The sequence below is a fragment of the Streptomyces liliiviolaceus genome, from assembly GCF_018070025.1.
GTDB lineage: Bacteria > Actinomycetota > Actinomycetes > Streptomycetales > Streptomycetaceae > Streptomyces > Streptomyces liliiviolaceus.
Genome location: NZ_JAGPYQ010000001.1, coordinates 8,398,894 through 8,415,663 on the forward strand (window position 1 = coordinate 8,398,894; position 16,770 = coordinate 8,415,663).

Annotated in this window: 14 protein-coding genes and 1 riboswitch; of the genes, 9 read left to right on the forward strand and 5 right to left on the reverse strand. The window is 69.1% G+C overall.

Features of this window, described 5'->3' with window-relative positions; genetic code table 11:
• Positions 1 to 325 precede the first annotated feature (325 nt).
• The 4 genes from J8N05_RS35620 to J8N05_RS35635 all read right to left on the reverse strand — a co-directional run bounded on the left by J8N05_RS35620 (position 326) and on the right by J8N05_RS35635 (position 5,040).
• Entirely contained in the window at positions 326 to 1,816 is a 1,491-nt protein-coding gene (locus J8N05_RS35620) for a glycoside hydrolase family 3 protein (protein WP_210889890.1), read from the reverse strand.
• A gap of 9 nt (positions 1,817 to 1,825) precedes the next feature.
• Positions 1,826 to 2,656 carry a carbohydrate ABC transporter permease gene (locus J8N05_RS35625; RefSeq protein WP_210889891.1) on the reverse strand — a complete coding sequence of 277 codons (831 nt, stop codon included), beginning with the start codon at positions 2,654 to 2,656 and terminating at the stop codon, positions 1,826 to 1,828.
• A complete protein-coding gene (locus J8N05_RS35630; protein WP_210889892.1) occupies positions 2,653 to 3,675 on the reverse strand; it encodes a carbohydrate ABC transporter permease in 1,023 nt (340 codons plus the stop codon). The genes J8N05_RS35625 and J8N05_RS35630 overlap by 4 nt, the downstream gene beginning before the upstream one ends.
• Before the next feature lie 87 nt (positions 3,676 to 3,762).
• Positions 3,763 to 5,040 (reverse strand): extracellular solute-binding protein, encoded by a 1,278-nt coding sequence (locus J8N05_RS35635; protein WP_210889893.1) that lies wholly within the window; start codon positions 5,038 to 5,040, stop codon positions 3,763 to 3,765.
• Between the two features lie 418 nt (positions 5,041 to 5,458).
• Here J8N05_RS35635 and J8N05_RS35640 point away from each other — a divergent pair, with 418 nt between their 5' ends.
• The 9 genes from J8N05_RS35640 to J8N05_RS35680 all read left to right on the forward strand — a co-directional run bounded on the left by J8N05_RS35640 (position 5,459) and on the right by J8N05_RS35680 (position 16,529).
• On the forward strand, positions 5,459 to 6,223 hold the full coding sequence (locus J8N05_RS35640; protein ID WP_210889894.1) for a GntR family transcriptional regulator: 765 nt from the start codon (positions 5,459 to 5,461) through the stop codon (positions 6,221 to 6,223).
• A gap of 297 nt (positions 6,224 to 6,520) precedes the next feature.
• Positions 6,521 to 8,698 (forward strand): carbon starvation CstA family protein, encoded by a 2,178-nt coding sequence (locus J8N05_RS35645; RefSeq protein ID WP_210889895.1) that lies wholly within the window; start codon positions 6,521 to 6,523, stop codon positions 8,696 to 8,698.
• A complete protein-coding gene (locus J8N05_RS35650) occupies positions 8,670 to 8,879 on the forward strand; it encodes a YbdD/YjiX family protein (RefSeq protein WP_210889896.1) in 210 nt (69 codons plus the stop codon). The genes J8N05_RS35645 and J8N05_RS35650 overlap by 29 nt, the downstream gene beginning before the upstream one ends.
• A 136-nt stretch (positions 8,880 to 9,015) precedes the next feature.
• Positions 9,016 to 9,309: a DUF3311 domain-containing protein gene (locus J8N05_RS35655; RefSeq protein ID WP_210889897.1), complete on the forward strand. Its 294-nt coding sequence runs from the start codon at positions 9,016 to 9,018 to the stop codon at positions 9,307 to 9,309.
• Positions 9,306 to 10,934, forward strand: coding sequence for a monocarboxylate uptake permease MctP (gene mctP, locus J8N05_RS35660; protein ID WP_210889898.1), 1,629 nt, complete (start codon positions 9,306 to 9,308; stop codon positions 10,932 to 10,934). Before J8N05_RS35655 ends, mctP begins: the two co-directional genes overlap by 4 nt.
• Positions 10,935 to 11,136: 202 nt before the next feature.
• Positions 11,137 to 12,168: a nucleoside hydrolase gene (locus tag J8N05_RS35665; protein ID WP_210889899.1), complete on the forward strand. Its 1,032-nt coding sequence runs from the start codon at positions 11,137 to 11,139 to the stop codon at positions 12,166 to 12,168.
• The gene (locus tag J8N05_RS35670) at positions 12,165 to 12,704 is read left to right on the forward strand and encodes a GNAT family N-acetyltransferase (RefSeq protein WP_210889900.1); all 540 of its coding nucleotides are present in this window, start codon (positions 12,165 to 12,167) and stop codon (positions 12,702 to 12,704) included. Before J8N05_RS35665 ends, J8N05_RS35670 begins: the two co-directional genes overlap by 4 nt.
• Positions 12,705 to 12,778: 74 nt before the next feature.
• Positions 12,779 to 12,953: riboswitch (cobalamin riboswitch) on the forward strand.
• Positions 12,954 to 13,092: 139 nt separating this feature from the next.
• A complete protein-coding gene (locus J8N05_RS35675) occupies positions 13,093 to 15,501 on the forward strand; it encodes a ribonucleoside-diphosphate reductase subunit alpha (RefSeq protein ID WP_210889901.1) in 2,409 nt (802 codons plus the stop codon).
• Positions 15,501 to 16,529, forward strand: coding sequence for a ribonucleotide-diphosphate reductase subunit beta (locus J8N05_RS35680; protein WP_210889902.1), 1,029 nt, complete (start codon positions 15,501 to 15,503; stop codon positions 16,527 to 16,529). Before J8N05_RS35675 ends, J8N05_RS35680 begins: the two co-directional genes overlap by 1 nt.
• Here the strand turns inward: J8N05_RS35680 and J8N05_RS35685 are convergent.
• Positions 16,442 to 16,714, reverse strand: a complete 273-nt coding sequence (locus J8N05_RS35685; protein ID WP_210889903.1) for a hypothetical protein — start codon at positions 16,712 to 16,714, stop codon at positions 16,442 to 16,444. The two genes, J8N05_RS35680 and J8N05_RS35685, sit on opposite strands and share 88 nt — an antisense overlap.
• Positions 16,715 to 16,770 lie beyond the last annotated feature (56 nt).

Here is a 16,770-nt window from a genome sequence, read left to right on the forward strand (position 1 = left end):
GGAACTGCGCGGCCGGCCACGACGTGCCTGCGGCCAGCGACGTGCCTGCGGTAGCCAGACGGCACGAAGGGTCCGGGTTCCCCCCGTGGTGAACCCGGACCCTTCTTGTGTCCCGCTGCCCGTGGTGCGTTGTCGGGTGCGGGTTCGATGTGGCTGGCCGCGCAGTTCCCCGCGCCCCTTAAAAGCGGCGGTGCGTTGTCGGGTGCGGGAGCGTTGTGGCTGGGCGCGCCGTTCCCCGCGCCCCTTAAAAGCGGCGGTGCTTTGTCGGGTGCGGGAGCGTTGTGGCTGGGCGCGCCGTTCCCCGCGCCCCTGAAGGCCGTGGGGCTCAGGGGGTTGTGAGGGATTCTGCTGCTGCCGTGCCGCATACTCGGGCCGCGCCGTGGGTGGCGATGTGGAGGGCGCCTCGGGGTGGGGCCTGGGGGACGCCCATTTCGATCACGATCGTGTCCGGGCGGGACGCGATCAGGGTGTCGAGGGCCTCGGACATCCAGCCGTGGCGGTGGGCGTCGCGGACCACGGCGACCACGCGGCGCGTACCGGCGGCGGCGAGTACCTCCGCCCCGGCCCCCTCCCCCGTGAAGCTGCCAGTCTCCGTGCCCGGCAGCAGGCGCCGCAGTTCGGCGGCGACGCCCCAGGGGGTCTCGTCCCCGACGGCGATGTTCGCAACGGGGGTGAGGGCGGCGACGTACGGGGCCTCGGTGAGGGGTGTGTAGTGGCTGCCGCGGGTGACGGTCAGCGCGCGGCGGGCCGCCATCAGGCCGATCTCGGCGCCGTCCGTGACGGTTGCCGGTACCGACGGCCTGGCCGATGTCGTCCAGGAGGCCAGTGCGCGGACCCGGGCCGCCGCGTCCGCCAGGCGCTCCTCGGGGAGTTCGCCCGTGCGGACCGCCGTGACCAGCGCGTCCCGCAGGCGCAGGACCGTGGCCTCGTCGGCGAGTCCGCCGCCCACGCAGATCGCGTCGGCGCCCGCGGCGATCGCGAGGACGCTGCCCCGCTCGATGCCGTAGGTCGCGGAGATGGCCTGCATCTCCATGCCGTCGGTGACGATCAGCCCGTCGAAGCCGAGTTCCTCGCGCAGCAGCCCGGTGAGGACGCGGCGGGAGAGGGTCGCGGGGTGGGCCGGGTCGAGGGCCGGTACCAGGATGTGCGCGCTCATCACGGCCCGGGAGCCGGCGGCGATCGCCGCGCGGAAGGGGGCCAGCTCGCGCGAGTGCAGCACCGACAGGTCGGCGTCGATGCGCGGCAGCGCGTGGTGGGAGTCGACCGCCGTGTCCCCGTGGCCCGGGAAGTGCTTGGTGCAGGCGGCGACCCCGGCGGACTGCAGCCCGGAGACGTACGCGGCGGTGTGCCGGGCCACCAGCGCGGTGTCGGCGCCGAAGGACCGTACGCCGATGACGGGGTTGGAGGGGTTGGAGTTGATGTCCGCGGACGGGGCCCAGTTGAGGTTGACCCCGCAGTCGGCCAGCCGGCGGCCCAGTTCACGGGCGACGGCCTCGGTCAGGGCCACGTCGTCGACCGCGCCGAGCGCGTGGTTGCCGGGGAACGACGATCCCGTACGCACCTCAAGGCGCGTGACGTCACCGCCTTCCTCGTCGATGGCGACCAGGACGTCGTCGCGTTCCGCGCGCAGTTGGGCGGTGAGGGCGGCCAGCTGGTCGGGAGAGGCGATGTTGCGGCCGAAGAGGCCGACGGAGGTGAGGCCCTCGCCGAGCCGCCGGAGCAGCCAGGAGGGTGCGGAGGTCCCGGTGAAACCGGGCTGCAGGACGGCGAGGGCGTCACGGGTCAGCGTGCCGGTGCCGGAGGCAATGGTGGTCATCGGGTGGCGTTATCCCTTCACGGCGCCGGAGGTGAGTCCGCTGACGGCCTTGCGCTGGAGGTAGACGAACAGGACCAGGATCGGGATGGCGAAGAGCGATGCCGCGGCCATGGTGGCCCCCCAGTCGTCGCCGAACGTCGTCTCGAAGCTGGAGAGCCACAGCGGGAGCGTCTGCTTCTCGGCGTCCTTGTTGAGGATCAGGACCAGCGGGAACTCGTTCCACGCGGTGATGAAGCCGAAGAGCGAGGTCGCCATCAGGCCCGGGGCGAGCAGCGGGAAGATGACTTTCACGAAGGCCTGCCTGCGGGTGCAGCCGTCCACCATGGCGGACTCCTCCAGTTCCTTCGGCACGGCGGCGACGTATCCCCGCAGTGTCAGGATCGTGAAGGGCAGCACCATGATCATGTAGAAGGCGGTGAGCGGGATGAGGCTGTTGAGGAGGTCCGCGTCGCGCACGATCATGTAGATCGCGATGACCATGACCTCCCAGGGGGCCATCTGCGCGATCATGAAGGTCAGCAGGAAGCCGCGGCGGCCCTTGAACCGCATCCGGGCCAGCGCGAAGGACGCGAGCAGCCCGATGACGAGGGAGAAGACCACCGCGAGGACGGTCACCGTCAGGGAGTTGCCGACCAGCGTCCAGAAGTGGTCGGCTTCGAGCGCCTTCTGGAAGTGGTCGAACGTGATGTCGGTCGGTACGAAGACCGGGGTGTCCGCGATGATGTCGCCGGTCGGCTTCAGTGCCGTCGCGAACATCCAGTAGACGGGGAACGTGAAGACCACGAAGAGGACGAGGGCCGTCGCGTTGGGCCACAGCCGGGCCATCAGGGAGCGCTTCACAGCTCGTCCTCCTCTTGCTTGAGAACGGTACGCAGGTAGTAGGCCGTCAGGGCGAGCAGGATGAGGATCGTCAGGAACGAGATCGCCGCTCCCATCCCGTAGTGCTGGTTTCCGGGCCCTTCGACGAACGCGTAGATCGGCAGGGTCTCGGTGAGCCGGTCCGGGCCGCCCTTGTTCATGGCGAAGATCTGCGGGAACGCCTTGAAGATCCAGATGACTTCGAGGAAGGTCGTCGCCCACAGGAACGGCCGGATGAAGGGGAAGGTCACGGAGGTGAAGCTCTTCCAGGTGCCGGCCCCGTCGATGGAGGCGGCCTCGTACAGCTCCTTGGGGATGGTGGTCGTGGCGGCGTACAGGTTGATCGCCACGAACGGGATCGACTGCCAGACGATCAGCAGGGTGATCACGGAGAAGGTGGAGAGCTGGGTGCCGAACCAGTTGTAGTCGGCCATCGACGTCCAGCCGGCCTTGGCGAGCAGCCAGTTGACGACGCCGAAGCGCTGGGCGAACAGCCACTGGTAGACCGTGGTCGCGGCGATCACCGGCATCGCCCAGGCCAGCACCACGCCGAGCAGCAGGACCAGTCTCATGCGCTTGCCCAGCCGGGCGAGGAGCAGGCCGACGAGCGTGCCGAGCACCATGGTGAGGACGACGTTCACGGCGGTGAAGACGACCGTGCGCTGGACGACCTTCCAGAAGTCCTCGCTGCTCAGGACGTCCGTGTAGTTGTCGAACCCTCTCCACTCGGTGAGGTGGAGGATCAGCTGGCGCGGATTGAGGTTCTGGAACGACAGCATGCCGTTCTTGATCAGCGGCCAGCCGAGCAGGATCACCGTGGCGAGCAGGGCGGGCAGCAGGAGCACGTACGGGGCGGACGCGCCACCGCGGCCTCCGGCCGGGCGCTCGCCCTTGCCCTTGCCCTTGCGTATGCCTGTGTCGTCGGGCGGGGGTACGTCGGTCTTACGGACACCGGGCGCGGCGGCCGTGCCTGTGTCCGTGCGGTCGGTCTGCACTGACATGCTCGCCATCTCTTCCACCGTCGGGTTTCGCAGTTGAATGCGCCGGCGTGCCGGGGACGGAGGGAACCGTCCCCGGCACGGGGGTGATCAGCTGCTCTGCGCGAGCCGCTTGTTGATCTCCGCCTCGACCTGCTTGGCGGCTGCGGCGGGCGACTTCCCCTTCAGGACCGCGGTCATGTAGGCCTTGATCGGGTTGGGGTCGTTCTCCACGGCGGCCCACTCGGGGATCAGCGGCGTGGTGCCGCCGCCGGCCGCGGCCGGAGCGGCGGCCTCGGCGGCGCCGTTGCCCGCGAGGTGGATCTGCAGCGCCTCCTTGTTCGGGATGACGCCGTTCTCCTTGGCGAGCGCGCCCTCGAACTTGTCGGACAGGGCGAGCTTCAGGAACTCCTTGGCGAGCTCCTGCTTCTTGCTGCCCGCGGCGACCGCGAAGTTGGAGCCGCCGAGGAAGACACCCTCGGGCGAGTCGGCCGTCTCACCGGGGATGGTGAAGTAGCCGATGTCCTTCTCTATCTTCTTGTTGGCCGCGATGGCCGTGCCGGCCTCCCAGCCCATGCCGATGAAGGCGCCGACGTTGCCCTTGGCGAAGACCTCGGCCTGCTGCGGGGTCGCCTCGTCCTTGTCCTTGGGGGCCTTGGAGTACGACTGGTACTGCTTGTAGATCTCCATGGCCTTGCCGACCTGCGGGTCCGCGAGGTTGGAGACGTACTTGTCGCCTTCCTTCTTCACCAGGTCGGCGCTCTGGCCGATCGTCAGACCGTCGAAGAAGTACCAGTTCTGGCCGGGCAGGTAGATCGGCTCGGCGTCGGTCTTCTTGTCGATGGTCTTCAGGGCGTCGAAGAACTCGGCGCGCGTCTTGGGGGTGTCCGTGATGCCGGCGTCGGCCCAGACCTTCTTGTTGTAGATGACGACGCGGTTGGCGAAGTACCAGGGGGCGGCGTACTGCTTGCCGTCGAAGACCGAGGACTCGTTGAGGGCCTTGGTCCAGTCGCCGCCGATCTCCTCCTTGAGGTCGCTCAGGTCGGCGAGACCGCCGGTGGCCGCGTAGGCCGGGGTCTGGGTGTTGCCGACCTCAAGGACGTCCGGCGGGTTGTCCTCGGAGAGCGAGGTGGTGATCTTCTGCTGGATGCCGTTCCACTGCTGCGTCTCGAACTTCAGCTTGGCCTTCGTCTTCTTCTCGAAGGCGGCCGTGAGGTCCTTGGTCCAGCCCTCCGGCGTGGAGCCGTCCATGGCCCAGACGGTCAGGGTCTGGCCCTTGTAGCCGTCGGCCCCCGCCTTGCCACCGTCGTCACCGTCGTCGCCGCCACAGGCAGCGATCGACATCAACATGCCCGCGACACCGACGGCCGCGATGAGCTTGCGATTCACGTCATCCTCCTCAGGGATGCCAGCAACCCCCCTGCCCACCGCGTGACTTACGACGAGTACTGCCCGTGGGGCTGGGACCTGGTCCTCAATGGTTTAGACCAGTACGGGGAGCTTGGACTAGACCTAGAGAGGTGTCAAGGGTGAAAAAGCCGCTCCAGACCGTCCGTTACGCGACCTACATATGCAGGGACCTTTCACTACACGGGTGACAGATCGGGCGGGCGCCCACGCAGGTCGCGGGGGCCCCTCCGGCCCACCCTGCGCACGCTATGGACTAGACCAAAAGGGACCCCGACGGTATATAGAGGGGATCACGCAGCGTGCGGGAGGACACTCGCACGGTTGGGCGTGCCACGATGTGAGCCGTGGCCGGCGCGTACGCCGGCCGCATCGGCACTCGAAGCCGGGAAGGCAGAGTATGAGCACCGACGTCAGCAGTGCGGAGAACGAGGGTGGCGCCCCCATCCGTACCGCGCGCGTGCCCAAGTACTACCGCCTGAAGAAGCATCTGCTCGACATCACGGACACACTGCCGCCCGGTACGCCGGTACCTCCCGAGCGCACGCTCGCCGCCGAGTTCGACACCTCGCGCACGACCGTGCGCCAGGCGCTGCAGGAGCTGGTCGTCGAGGGGCGGCTCGAACGCATCCAGGGCAAGGGCACGTTCGTCGCGAAGCCGAAGGTGTCGCAGGCGCTGCAACTCACCTCCTACACCGAGGACATGCGGGCGCAGGGGCTCGAACCGACCTCGCAGCTGCTGGACATCGGGTACATCACCGCCGACGACACGCTCGCGGAGCTGCTCGACATCAGTGCCGGGGGGCGGGTGCTGCGGATCGAGCGGCTGCGGCTCGCGAGCGGGGAGCCGATGGCGATCGAGACGACGCATCTGTCCGCGAAGCGGTTTCCCGCGTTGCGGCGGTCGCTGGTGAAGTACACGTCCCTGTACACGGCGTTGGCCGAGGTGTACGACGTGCGGCTCGCGGAGGCGGAGGAGACGATCGAGACGTCTCTCGCGACTCCTCGGGAGGCGGGGTTGCTGGGGACGGATGTGGGGTTGCCGATGCTGATGCTGTCGCGGCACTCGATCGATCAGGATCAGCAGCCGGTGGAGTGGGTGCGGTCCGTTTATCGGGGGGATCGGTACAAGTTCGTTGCTCGGCTCAAGCGGCCTATGGATTAGGGGGGTTGGGGGGGGCGGGGGGTTGGGGTGCGTTGTCGGGTGCGGGTGCGTCGTGGCTGGTCGCGCAGTTCCCCGCGCCCCTGAAAGACAAAGACTGCGCCGTTCCCCGCGCCCCTGAAAGACAAAGACTGCGCCGTTCCCCGCGCCCCTTGGGGGCTGCGCCCCCTAAAAGATTGCGCCGTTCCCCGCGCCCCTGACGGGGCTTCGGTCCGTGAAGACGCGTGATGTTCGTGGTGTAGCGCTGGTGCTCATCCTGTTCTACCGTCCTCCCGTCACTCATGGACGGGAGGACGACCCGTGCGCACCGACAGCCCCCGGACGGCATCTCCGCAAGGCCCCCGCAAGGCAAGTCCCCGCAACATCGTCATCTGGACCCTCGTCGCGCTGATCGCCGCGGCCGGCTGGTCCGTGCTCGCTCTCTCGCGGGGCGAGGAGGTCTCGGCCGCCTGGATGGTGGCGGCCGCCCTCGGCTCGTACGCCATCGCCTATCGCTTCTACGCGAAGTTCATCGCGTACAAGGTGCTGAGGGTCGACAAGAACCGGGCCACCCCGGCCGAGCGGCTCAACAACGGCATCGACTTCCATCCCACCGACCGGCGGGTGCTCCTCGGCCATCACTTCGCGGCGATCGCCGGTGCGGGGCCGCTGGTGGGGCCCGTGCTGGCCGCGCAGATGGGGTATCTGCCCGGCACCATCTGGATCATCGTCGGCGTGATCTTCGCGGGCGCGGTCCAGGACATGGTCGTGCTGTTCTTCTCCACCCGGCGCGACGGCAGGTCGCTCGGGCAGATGGCGCGCGAGGAGATCGGCCCGTTCGGCGGCGCTGCGGCCCTGATCGCCGCCTTCGCCATCATGATCATCCTGCTCGGGGTGCTCGCGCTGGTCGTCGTCAACGCGCTCGCCCAGTCCCCGTGGGGCACCTTCTCCATCGCGATGACGGTCCCGATCGCCCTGCTGATGGGCTTCTACCTGCGGGTCCTGCGGCCCGGCCGGGTCGCCGAGGTCTCGCTGATCGGTGTGGCGCTGCTGCTGTTCGCGCTGGTCGCGGGGCGCTGGGTCGCCGAGTCTTCCTGGGCCGACACGTTCACGCTCGCCCCCTCGACACTGGTCATCTGGCTGGTGGCGTACGGGTTCATCGCGTCGATCCTGCCCGTGTGGATGCTCCTCGCACCCCGCGACTACCTCTCCACGTTCATGAAGATCGGCACGATCGGGCTGCTCGCGCTCGGGGTCGTCGTGTCGCTGCCGACGCTGAAGATGGACGCGGTCACGGACTTCGCCTCGCAGGGCAACGGGCCGGTCTTCGCGGGCTCGCTCTTCCCGTTCGTCTTCATCACCATCGCCTGCGGGGCCCTCTCCGGCTTCCACTCCCTGATCTCCTCCGGCACCACGCCGAAGATGATCCAGAAGGAGACGCAGGTCCGGATGATCGGGTACGGCTCCATGCTCATGGAGTCGTCCGTGGCGATCATGGCGCTGGTCGCGGCGTCCGTCATCGACCCGGGCCTGTACTTCGCGATGAACGCGCCCGCCGGTGTCATCGGCGACACCGTCCAGAACGCCTCGCAGGTGGTGGGCAGTTGGGGCTATCAGATCTCACCCGGCGATCTGGCCGCCGCGGCCAAGAACGTCGAGGAGGCATCCCTGCTGTCGCGGACCGGCGGCGCGCCCACGCTCGCGGTCGGCGTCTCGGAGATCTTCTCCGACGTCACCGGGGACGGTCTGCGCGCGTTCTGGTACCACTTCGCGATCATGTTCGAGGCGCTGTTCATCCTGACCGCGCTCGACGCGGGCACCCGGGTGGGCCGCTTCATGCTCCAGGACACGCTGGGCAATCTCTACAAACCCTTCAAGGATGTGAGCTGGAAGCCCGGTCTGGTCATCACCAGCGGCATCGTCTGCGGTCTGTGGGGCTACTTCCTGTGGGTCGGCGTCCATGAGCCGCTCGGCGGGATCAACCAGCTGTTCCCGATCTTCGGCATCTCCAACCAGCTGCTCGCCGCCGTCGCCCTGGCCGTCTGCACGACCCTGCTGGTGAAGTCCGGGCGCCTCAAATGGGCCTGGATCACCGGGATCCCGCTCGTCTGGGACGCCACGGTCACACTGACCGCGAGCTGGCAGAAGGTCTTCTCCAGCGACCCGCGCGTCGGCTTCTTCAAGCAGCGCTCGATCTACCAGGACGGCATCGACCGGGGCGAGCTCGTCGCACCCGCGAAGAACATGGACGACATGCACACGATCGTCACGAACTCCACGGTCGACGGTGTCCTCACGGCGGTTCTCGCCCTGCTCATCGTCGTGGTGATCGCGGACGCGACACGGGTGTGCATCCGGCACGTACGCCGTCCCGCGCTCTCCACGCTCAGCGAGGCGCCCTACGTCGAGTCGCAGATCGTCGCCCCGGCCGGGCTGATCCCGACCCGGGAGGAGAAGGAGGAGGTACGCGATGCGGTCGGCGCTGAACCACGCGGTTAGGGCGGCCAGGGGCGTGCGTTGGTACGTACGGGAGCTGACCGACGAGTCCGCGTACGACCGGTACGTGGCGCATCTGCGCGCGGAGCGGGCCGATGCGGAGGTGCCCTCGCGGCGGGAGTTCGAGCGGATGCGCACGGACCGTCAGGAGGCGGATCCGCGGCAGGGCTTCCGCTGCTGCTGACACCGTGACGCGGGGGGCCGCGGTCGCCGCACGACACGGCACATCCGTTATGCGGACGGGGGTTCCATAAAGCGGAACCGTCCCTTAGATTTCCTGCGCGTTGCACAGGTGATCAGTGAGGGGACGGAGCCGCCGTATGTCGGAAACACCGGATGTGCCAAGAGCGCCCGAAGGGGAACCACCGGTGGTGACACCGGTCCGTGTGGTGATCGCCGTCTGCCTGATCGCGCCGTTCGTGGCGATGCTCTGGGTGGGCTCGTACGCGAAGGTCGACCCGACCTTCATCGGCATCCCGTTCTTCTACTGGTACCAGATGCTGTGGGTGCTCGTCTCGACCGCGCTCACGATGACCGCGTACACGCTGTGGAACCGTGAGCAGCGCGCCCGCAAGGCCGCCCGTCGGGCACAGAACGGGGGCGCGTCCGCATGAAGGACGGCGTGAACGGCGTCGCACTCGCCGTCTTCATCTTCTTCTTCGTGGCCGTCACGGTCATGGGCTTCCTGGCCGCGCGCTGGCGGCGGTCCGACAACGAGCACACCCTCGACGAATGGGGGCTCGGCGGCCGGTCGTTCGGCACCTGGGTCACCTGGTTCCTGCTCGGCGGCGACCTCTACACCGCGTATACGTTCGTGGCGGTACCGGCGGCGATCTACGCGGCGGGCGCGGCCGGCTTCTTCGCCGTCCCGTACACGATCCTCGTCTACCCCCTGATCTTCACCTTCCTGCCGCGCCTGTGGTCGGTCTCGCACAAGCACGGGTACGTGACGACGTCCGACTTCGTGCGCGGACGTTTCGGCTCGAAGGGTCTGTCGCTCGCGGTCGCCGTGACCGGCATCCTGGCGACGATGCCGTACATCGCGCTGCAGCTGGTCGGCATCCAGGCCGTCCTCGACGTGATGGGCGTCGGCGGTGGTGAGGACACCAACTGGTTCGTGAAGGACCTGCCGCTGCTCATCGCCTTCGGTGTGCTGGCCGCGTACACGTACTCGTCCGGGCTGCGGGCGCCCGCCCTGATCGCGTTCGTCAAGGACACGCTGATCTACATCGTCATCGCCGTCGCGATCATCTACATCCCGATCAAGCTCGGCGGCTTCGACGAGATCTTCGCCAAGGCGAGCGAGGCGTACAGCCAGACCAACCCGGCGACCGGCGCGCCACGCGGCTCCCTCGTGCCGGGCGAGGCGGGCCAGTGGACCTACGCGACGCTGGCACTGGGCTCGGCGCTCGCGCTGTTCATGTACCCGCACTCGATCACCGCGACGCTGTCCTCGCGCAGCCGTGAGGTGATCCGGCGCAACACCACGATCCTGCCGCTGTACTCGCTGATGCTGGGCCTGCTCGCGCTGCTCGGCTTCATGGCGATCGCCGCCGGGATCAAGGTGGACAACGGGCAGCTGGCGATCCCGCAGCTCTTCGAGACCATGTTCCCGGACTGGTTCGCGGGCGTGGCGTTCGCGGCGATCGGGATCGGCGCGCTCGTGCCGGCGGCCATCATGTCCATCGCGGCGGCGAACCTGTTCACCCGCAACATCTACAAGGACTTCATCAAGCCCGACGCGACGCCCGCCCAGGAGACCAAGGTCTCCAAGCTGGTCTCGCTTCTCGTGAAGGTGGGTGCGCTGGTCTTCGTCCTGACCATGGACAAGACGGTCGCCATCAACTTCCAGCTCCTCGGCGGGATCTGGATCCTGCAGACCTTCCCTGCGCTGGTCGGCGGACTGTTCACGCGCTGGTTCCACCGGTGGGCGCTGCTCGCGGGATGGGCGGTCGGGATGGTGTACGGGACGGTCGCCGCGTACGGGGTCGCGTCGCCGACGCAGAAGCACTTCGGCGGGTCCTCGAAGGAGATTCCCGGGATCGGGGAGATCGGGTACATCGGGCTCACCGCGATCGTGCTGAACGTGGTGGTGACGGTGGTGCTGACGTTCGTCCTGAGGGCGGTCAAGGCGCCGGACGGGATCGACGAGACCTCTGCCGAGGACTACACGGCGGACGCCGGCGACAAGGGAGTCCAGGTGGACCTGCCGCCGGCGACGGCGGGGGCCGGGCACTAGGGGGCACTGGGGAGTTTTCGCCCCCGCCGCCCCTACCCGTCCCGTCACTGTGTCCTCAAACGCCGGACGGGCTGAAAGATTCGCGGACGGTCCGCGAATCTCCAGCCCGTCCGGCGTTTGAGGACAAACGGGGGCGAGGGGGCGCAGCCCCCATGCGTGGACGGGAACGGGTAGGGGCGGCGGGGGCGGATAACCTGGCCCGGTGACCCCACGCGCCCCCATCGTCCTCGACAGCGACCCCGGCATCGACGACGCCGTAGCCCTCCAGTACCTGCTCGGTACGGGCCTGTGGGACCTGAAGGCCTACACCTCCGTGGGCGGCAACCTCCCCGCCGAGCAGACGTACCGCAACGCCCGCGCCCTCGCACGAGCGATGCGCATCGACGCGGACGTCCCCGTCCACCGCGGCGCGGGCCGCCCCCTGACCCGCCTCCCCCACCGCGTCGCCGCCGACTTCCACGGCCCCGCGGGACTCGGCGGCGAGACGCTGCCCGACTCGACCGCGGCGCACCCGGCGGAGTCCTCCGCGCGGACGCTGCTGCGGCTGTCCCGGGAGTACGAAGGCGAGCTGACGGTGTGCGCGACGGGCCCCCTCACCAATGTGGCGGTCGCGCTCCTGGAGGACCCCGGCTTCGCGCGGCGCGTGAAGAAGTTCGTGTTCATGGGCGGCGCGGCACGCGTGCCGGGGAACATCACGCCGGTCGCCGAGTTCAACATGTGGGCCGACCCGGACGCCGCCGAGCTGGTCCTGTCCTCCGGCATCCCTTTCACCATGGTCGACCTGGACGCCTCGCACCGCTGGCTGTTCACGCCCGCCGACCTCGCGGCACTGGAGGCGGCGGGCCCCGGCACCGCGCTCGCGGCCCGGCTGCTGCGGGTCTACATGGAGGCGTACCGCCGCAGCGGCGGGGACGGCACCTGCCCGCTGCACGATCCGCTCGCCGTCGGTGTGTGCGCGGACGAGTCGTTCGTGACGCTCGCGGAGGGGGCGGTCATCGTCGAGTCGGCCGCCGAACTCACCCGTGGCCAGACCGTGTTCGTCCCCTCGGCCGCCGGGCGGGTCTACTATCCCGAGTCGCCCGCGCTGACCGCGAGGGCGCGTCTCACCGGCCGGGTGGCCCTCGGCGCGGGACCGCGCGACTTCTCGAAGGACTTCGTCTCGACCCTGCCCCTGTGGCCGGGGACGGGGACGGGGCCGGGGCCAGGCGACGAGGACGGGCTGGGATCCGTATGACCATCGTGATCCGGCGGGCGGAGCCCGGGGAGTTCGCGGAACTGGGCGAGATCACCGCGCGGGCCTATCTCGGGGACGGGCTGCTCGACTTCGGGGAGAGCGACGCGTATCTCGGCGAGCTGCGGGACGTGGCGAAGCGCGCGGCGGCCGCCGATGTGCTGGTGGCCGTCGAAGCCGTCGCCGGGGAGGGCTCGGGCGGCCCGCCCCGGAGCCGGCTTCTCGGCGGAGTGACCTTCGTGCCGTCCGGCGGGCCCATGGCCGACATCGCGCGGGCGGGCGAGGCCGAGCTGCGGATGCTGGCGGTCGCGAAGGAGGCCCGCGGCCGGGGCGTGGGGACCCTGCTGGTGCGCGCCTGTGTCGACCGCGCCCGGGCCACGGCGGGCTGCGGAGCCGTCGTGCTGTCCACCCAGCGCACCATGCGCAGCGCCCACCGCGTGTACGAGCGCCTCGGCTTCACCCGTACCCCCGTCCGTGACTGGAACCCCTTGCCGGAGCTGGACGACGTCGTGCTCCTCACCTACGAGTTGACGCTCTGACACCTCCCGCTGCACCGTCCGGAGCCGACACGACACAACATGTGGGGGTGCTTCCGGAGCCCGGCACAAGATGTATGCTCGTGCTCGCTGTCGTCGCAGGGGAATCCGGTGCGAATCCGGAACTGTCCCGCAACGGTGTACTTGTATGTGATATGCCCGCATGCCCAGATGTCCGACACCGGATGTCCGCATGCCCGCGTGCCGCGTACGGGAGTCAGTCCGAGGACCTGCCGACAGCGCGCCCAGGCCGTCCGGCCCGGGTGCATGACGTCCGGGCCTCGTGGAGTGGGCCGGTGGACGCGGCGTACCGCTGCCCAGAGCGCGTACCCCCGTGTGCCCCGAACCCCTCTCCCCCGAGGCCCCCGTGCCGAGCGAGGGAGAGCCCCACGTGACCATCGCGCCAGCCGATCCGGTCTCCGCGACAGCGACCCGGGACCAGCAGGACAGGGCCGAGGCCGACGGACCGGGAACCGCGTTGCTGCGGATCCTGACCGACTTCACCGCCGACCTCCCCGGCGCCGACCCCGGCCGGGTCGCCGCCGCCGCGCTGCGCGGCCGGTCCGCCGCCGCGGACATCGCGGAGCTGCGCGAGCTGGCCACGGAGTCGGCCGCCGGTCTCATCTCCGAGGACCCGGTCTACTCGAAGCTGGCCGCCCGTCTGCTGACCGTCACCATCGCCGCGGAGGCCGCCTCGCAGGGCGTGCGCTCCTTCTCGGAGTCGGTCGCCGTCGGCCACCGCGAGGGCCTGATCGCCGACCGCACGGCCGAGTTCGTCCGCCTCCACGCGGCCCGGCTCGACACGCTGATCGACCTTGCGGGCGACGACCGCTTCGGCTACTTCGGGCTGCGCACGCTGCACAGCCGGTACCTGCTGCGGCACCCGATCACCCGATCCGTCATCGAGACGCCCCAGCACTTCATGCTGCGGGTGGCGAGCGGTCTCGCCGAGGACGACACGACCAGGTCCCTCGACGAGGTGGCCTCGCTGTACCGGCTGATGAGCCGCCTCGACTACCTGCCCTCCTCCCCCACGCTCTTCAACTCCGGTACGCGCCACCCGCAGATGTCGTCCTGCTACCTCCTCGACTCCCCGCTGGACGAGCTGGACTCCCTCTACGACCGCTACCACCAGGTGGCCCGCCTCTCGAAGCACGCGGGCGGCATCGGGCTCTCGTACTCCCGGATCCGTTCGCGCGGGTCGCTGATCCGCGGCACGAACGGGCACTCGAACGGGATCGTGCCGTTTCTGAAGACCCTCGACGCCTCGGTCGCCGCGGTGAACCAGGGCGGCCGGCGCAAGGGCGCCGCCGCGGTCTACCTGGAGACCTGGCACTCCGACATCGAGGAGTTCCTGGAGCTGCGCGACAACACCGGTGAGGACGCCCGGCGTACGCACAACCTGAACCTCGCGCACTGGATCCCCGACGAGTTCATGCGCCGGGTGAACGAGAACCGCGACTGGTCGCTGTTCTCCCCCTCGGACGTGCCCGAGCTGGTCGACCTGTGGGGCGACGCGTTCGACGCCGCCTACCGGGGGGCCGAGGAGCGGGGGCTGGCCAGGAAGACCATCCCCGCCCGTGATCTGTACGGCCGCATGATGCGTACCCTCGCGCAGACCGGCAACGGCTGGATGACCTTCAAGGACGCCGCCAACCGCACCGCCAACCAGACGGCGCTGCCCGGCCACACGGTCCACTCCTCGAACCTGTGCACCGAGATCCTGGAGGTCACGGACGACGGGGAGACCGCGGTCTGCAACCTCGGCTCGGTCAACCTCGGCGCCTTCGTGGACGCGGACGCCGGCGACATCGACTGGGAGCGGCTCGACGCGACCGTGAGGACCGCGGTCACCTTCCTCGACCGGGTCGTCGACATCAACTTCTACCCGACCGAGCAGGCGGGCCGCTCCAACGCCAAGTGGCGTCCGGTGGGCCTCGGCGCGATGGGGCTGCAGGACGTCTTCTTCAAGCTGCGGCTGCCGTTCGACTCGCCGCAGGCGCGCGCCCTCTCCACCCGCATCGCCGAGCGGATCATGCTCGCCTCGTACGAGGCGTCCGCCGACCTCGCCGAGCGCAACGGCCCGCTGCCCGCCTGGGAGAAGACCCGTACGGCGCAGGGTGTGCTGCACCCCGACCACTACGACGTCGAGCTGAACTGGCCGGAGCGCTGGGCGGCGCTGCGGGAGCGGATCGCCGCGGTGGGCATGCGCAACTCGCTGCTGCTGGCGATCGCGCCGACCGCCACCATCGCGTCCATCGCGGGCGTGTACGAGTGCATCGAGCCGCAGGTCTCCAACCTGTTCAAGCGCGAGACGCTGTCCGGCGAGTTCCTCCAGGTCAACTCCTACCTGGTGGCCGAGCTGAAGAAGCTCGGCGTGTGGGACGCGCAGACCCGGGAGGCACTGCGCGAGTCCAACGGCTCGGTGCAGGGCTTCACCTGGGTCCCCGCGGACGTGCGCGAGCTGTACCGCACGGCGTGGGAGATCCCGCAGCGCGGTCTGATCGACATGGCCGCCGCCCGAACCCCGTTCCTGGACCAGGCCCAGTCGCTGAACCTGTTCCTGGAGACACCGACCATCGGCAAGCTCTCCTCGATGTACGCGTACGCCTGGAAGTCGGGGCTGAAGACGACGTACTACCTGCGCTCGCGCCCGGCGACCCGTATCGCCCGCGCCGCCCAGGCGCAGAGCGTGACCGAGGCGCGGCCCGAGAAGACCATCCCCGTCCAGCAGGCCGCCGACCCCGACGCGGTCGCCTGCTCCCTTGAGAACCCCGAGTCCTGCGAGGCCTGCCAGTAATGACCACCGCGACCACAGCCAAGGGTGAGAAGAACCTGCTCGACCCGGGCTTCGAGCTCACCCTGCGCCCCATGCGCTACCCGGACTTCTACGAGCGCTACCGGGACGCGATCAAGAACACCTGGACCGTCGAGGAGGTCGACCTCCACTCGGACGTCTCCGACCTGGCGAAGCTGTCACCGGGTGAGCAGCACATGATCGGCCGGCTGGTCGCGTTCTTCGCGACGGGCGACTCGATCGTGGCGAACAACCTGGTCCTGACGCTGTACAAGCACATCAACTCCCCCGAGGCGCGGCTGTATCTGAGCCGTCAGCTCTTCGAGGAGGCCGTGCACGTCCAGTTCTATCTGACGCTCCTGGACACCTACCTCCCCGACCCGGAGGACCGGGCGGCGGCCTTCGACGCCGTCGAGAACATCCCGTCCATCCGCGAGAAGGCCGAGTTCTGCTTCAAGTGGATGGACTCGGTGGAGAAGCTGGACCGGCTGGAGACGAAGGCCGACCGCCGCCGCTTCCTGCTGAACCTCATCTGCTTCGCCGCGTGCATCGAGGGCCTGTTCTTCTACGGGGCCTTCGCGTACGTCTACTGGTTCCGCAGCCGGGGCCTGCTGCACGGCCTGGCGACCGGCACCAACTGGGTGTTCCGCGACGAGACGATGCACATGAGCTTCGCCTTCGAGGTCGTGGACACGGTCCGCAAGGAGGAGCCGGAGCTCTTCGACGAGGAGCTCCGGCAGCAGGTGACCGACATGATGCGCGAGGCCGTCGAGGCCGAGCTGCAGTTCGGGCGCGACCTGTGCGGTGAGGGCCTGCCGGGCATGAACACCGAGTCGATGCGGCAGTACCTGGAGTGCGTCGCCGACCAGCGGCTGCAGCGCCTTGGTCTCGCCCCGGTGTACGGCTCCGAGAACCCGTTCTCCTTCATGGAGCTGCAGGGGGTTCAGGAGCTGACCAACTTCTTCGAGCGCCGGCCCTCGGCGTACCAGGTGGCGGTGGAGGGGACGGTCGACCTCGACGAGGACTTCTGATCCCTGACAGGGCCTTGGCCCTCGGCGGGGCCCCGCTCCTTCGCGGGGCCCTGTTCGGCCTCCCTGAGCTGACGGTCGACGCGTCGGTCGCGCACGATGCCGAACACCGCGGGGAGGACGAGCAGGACGAGGATTCCGAGGACGAAGAGCATTCCGATCAGGCCTTCCAGCTGTGTCGTAGTCATGGACACCACTGTCGCGCCGGATACTCCTTACCGTGAGTGGCAGGACTGCCGCACAC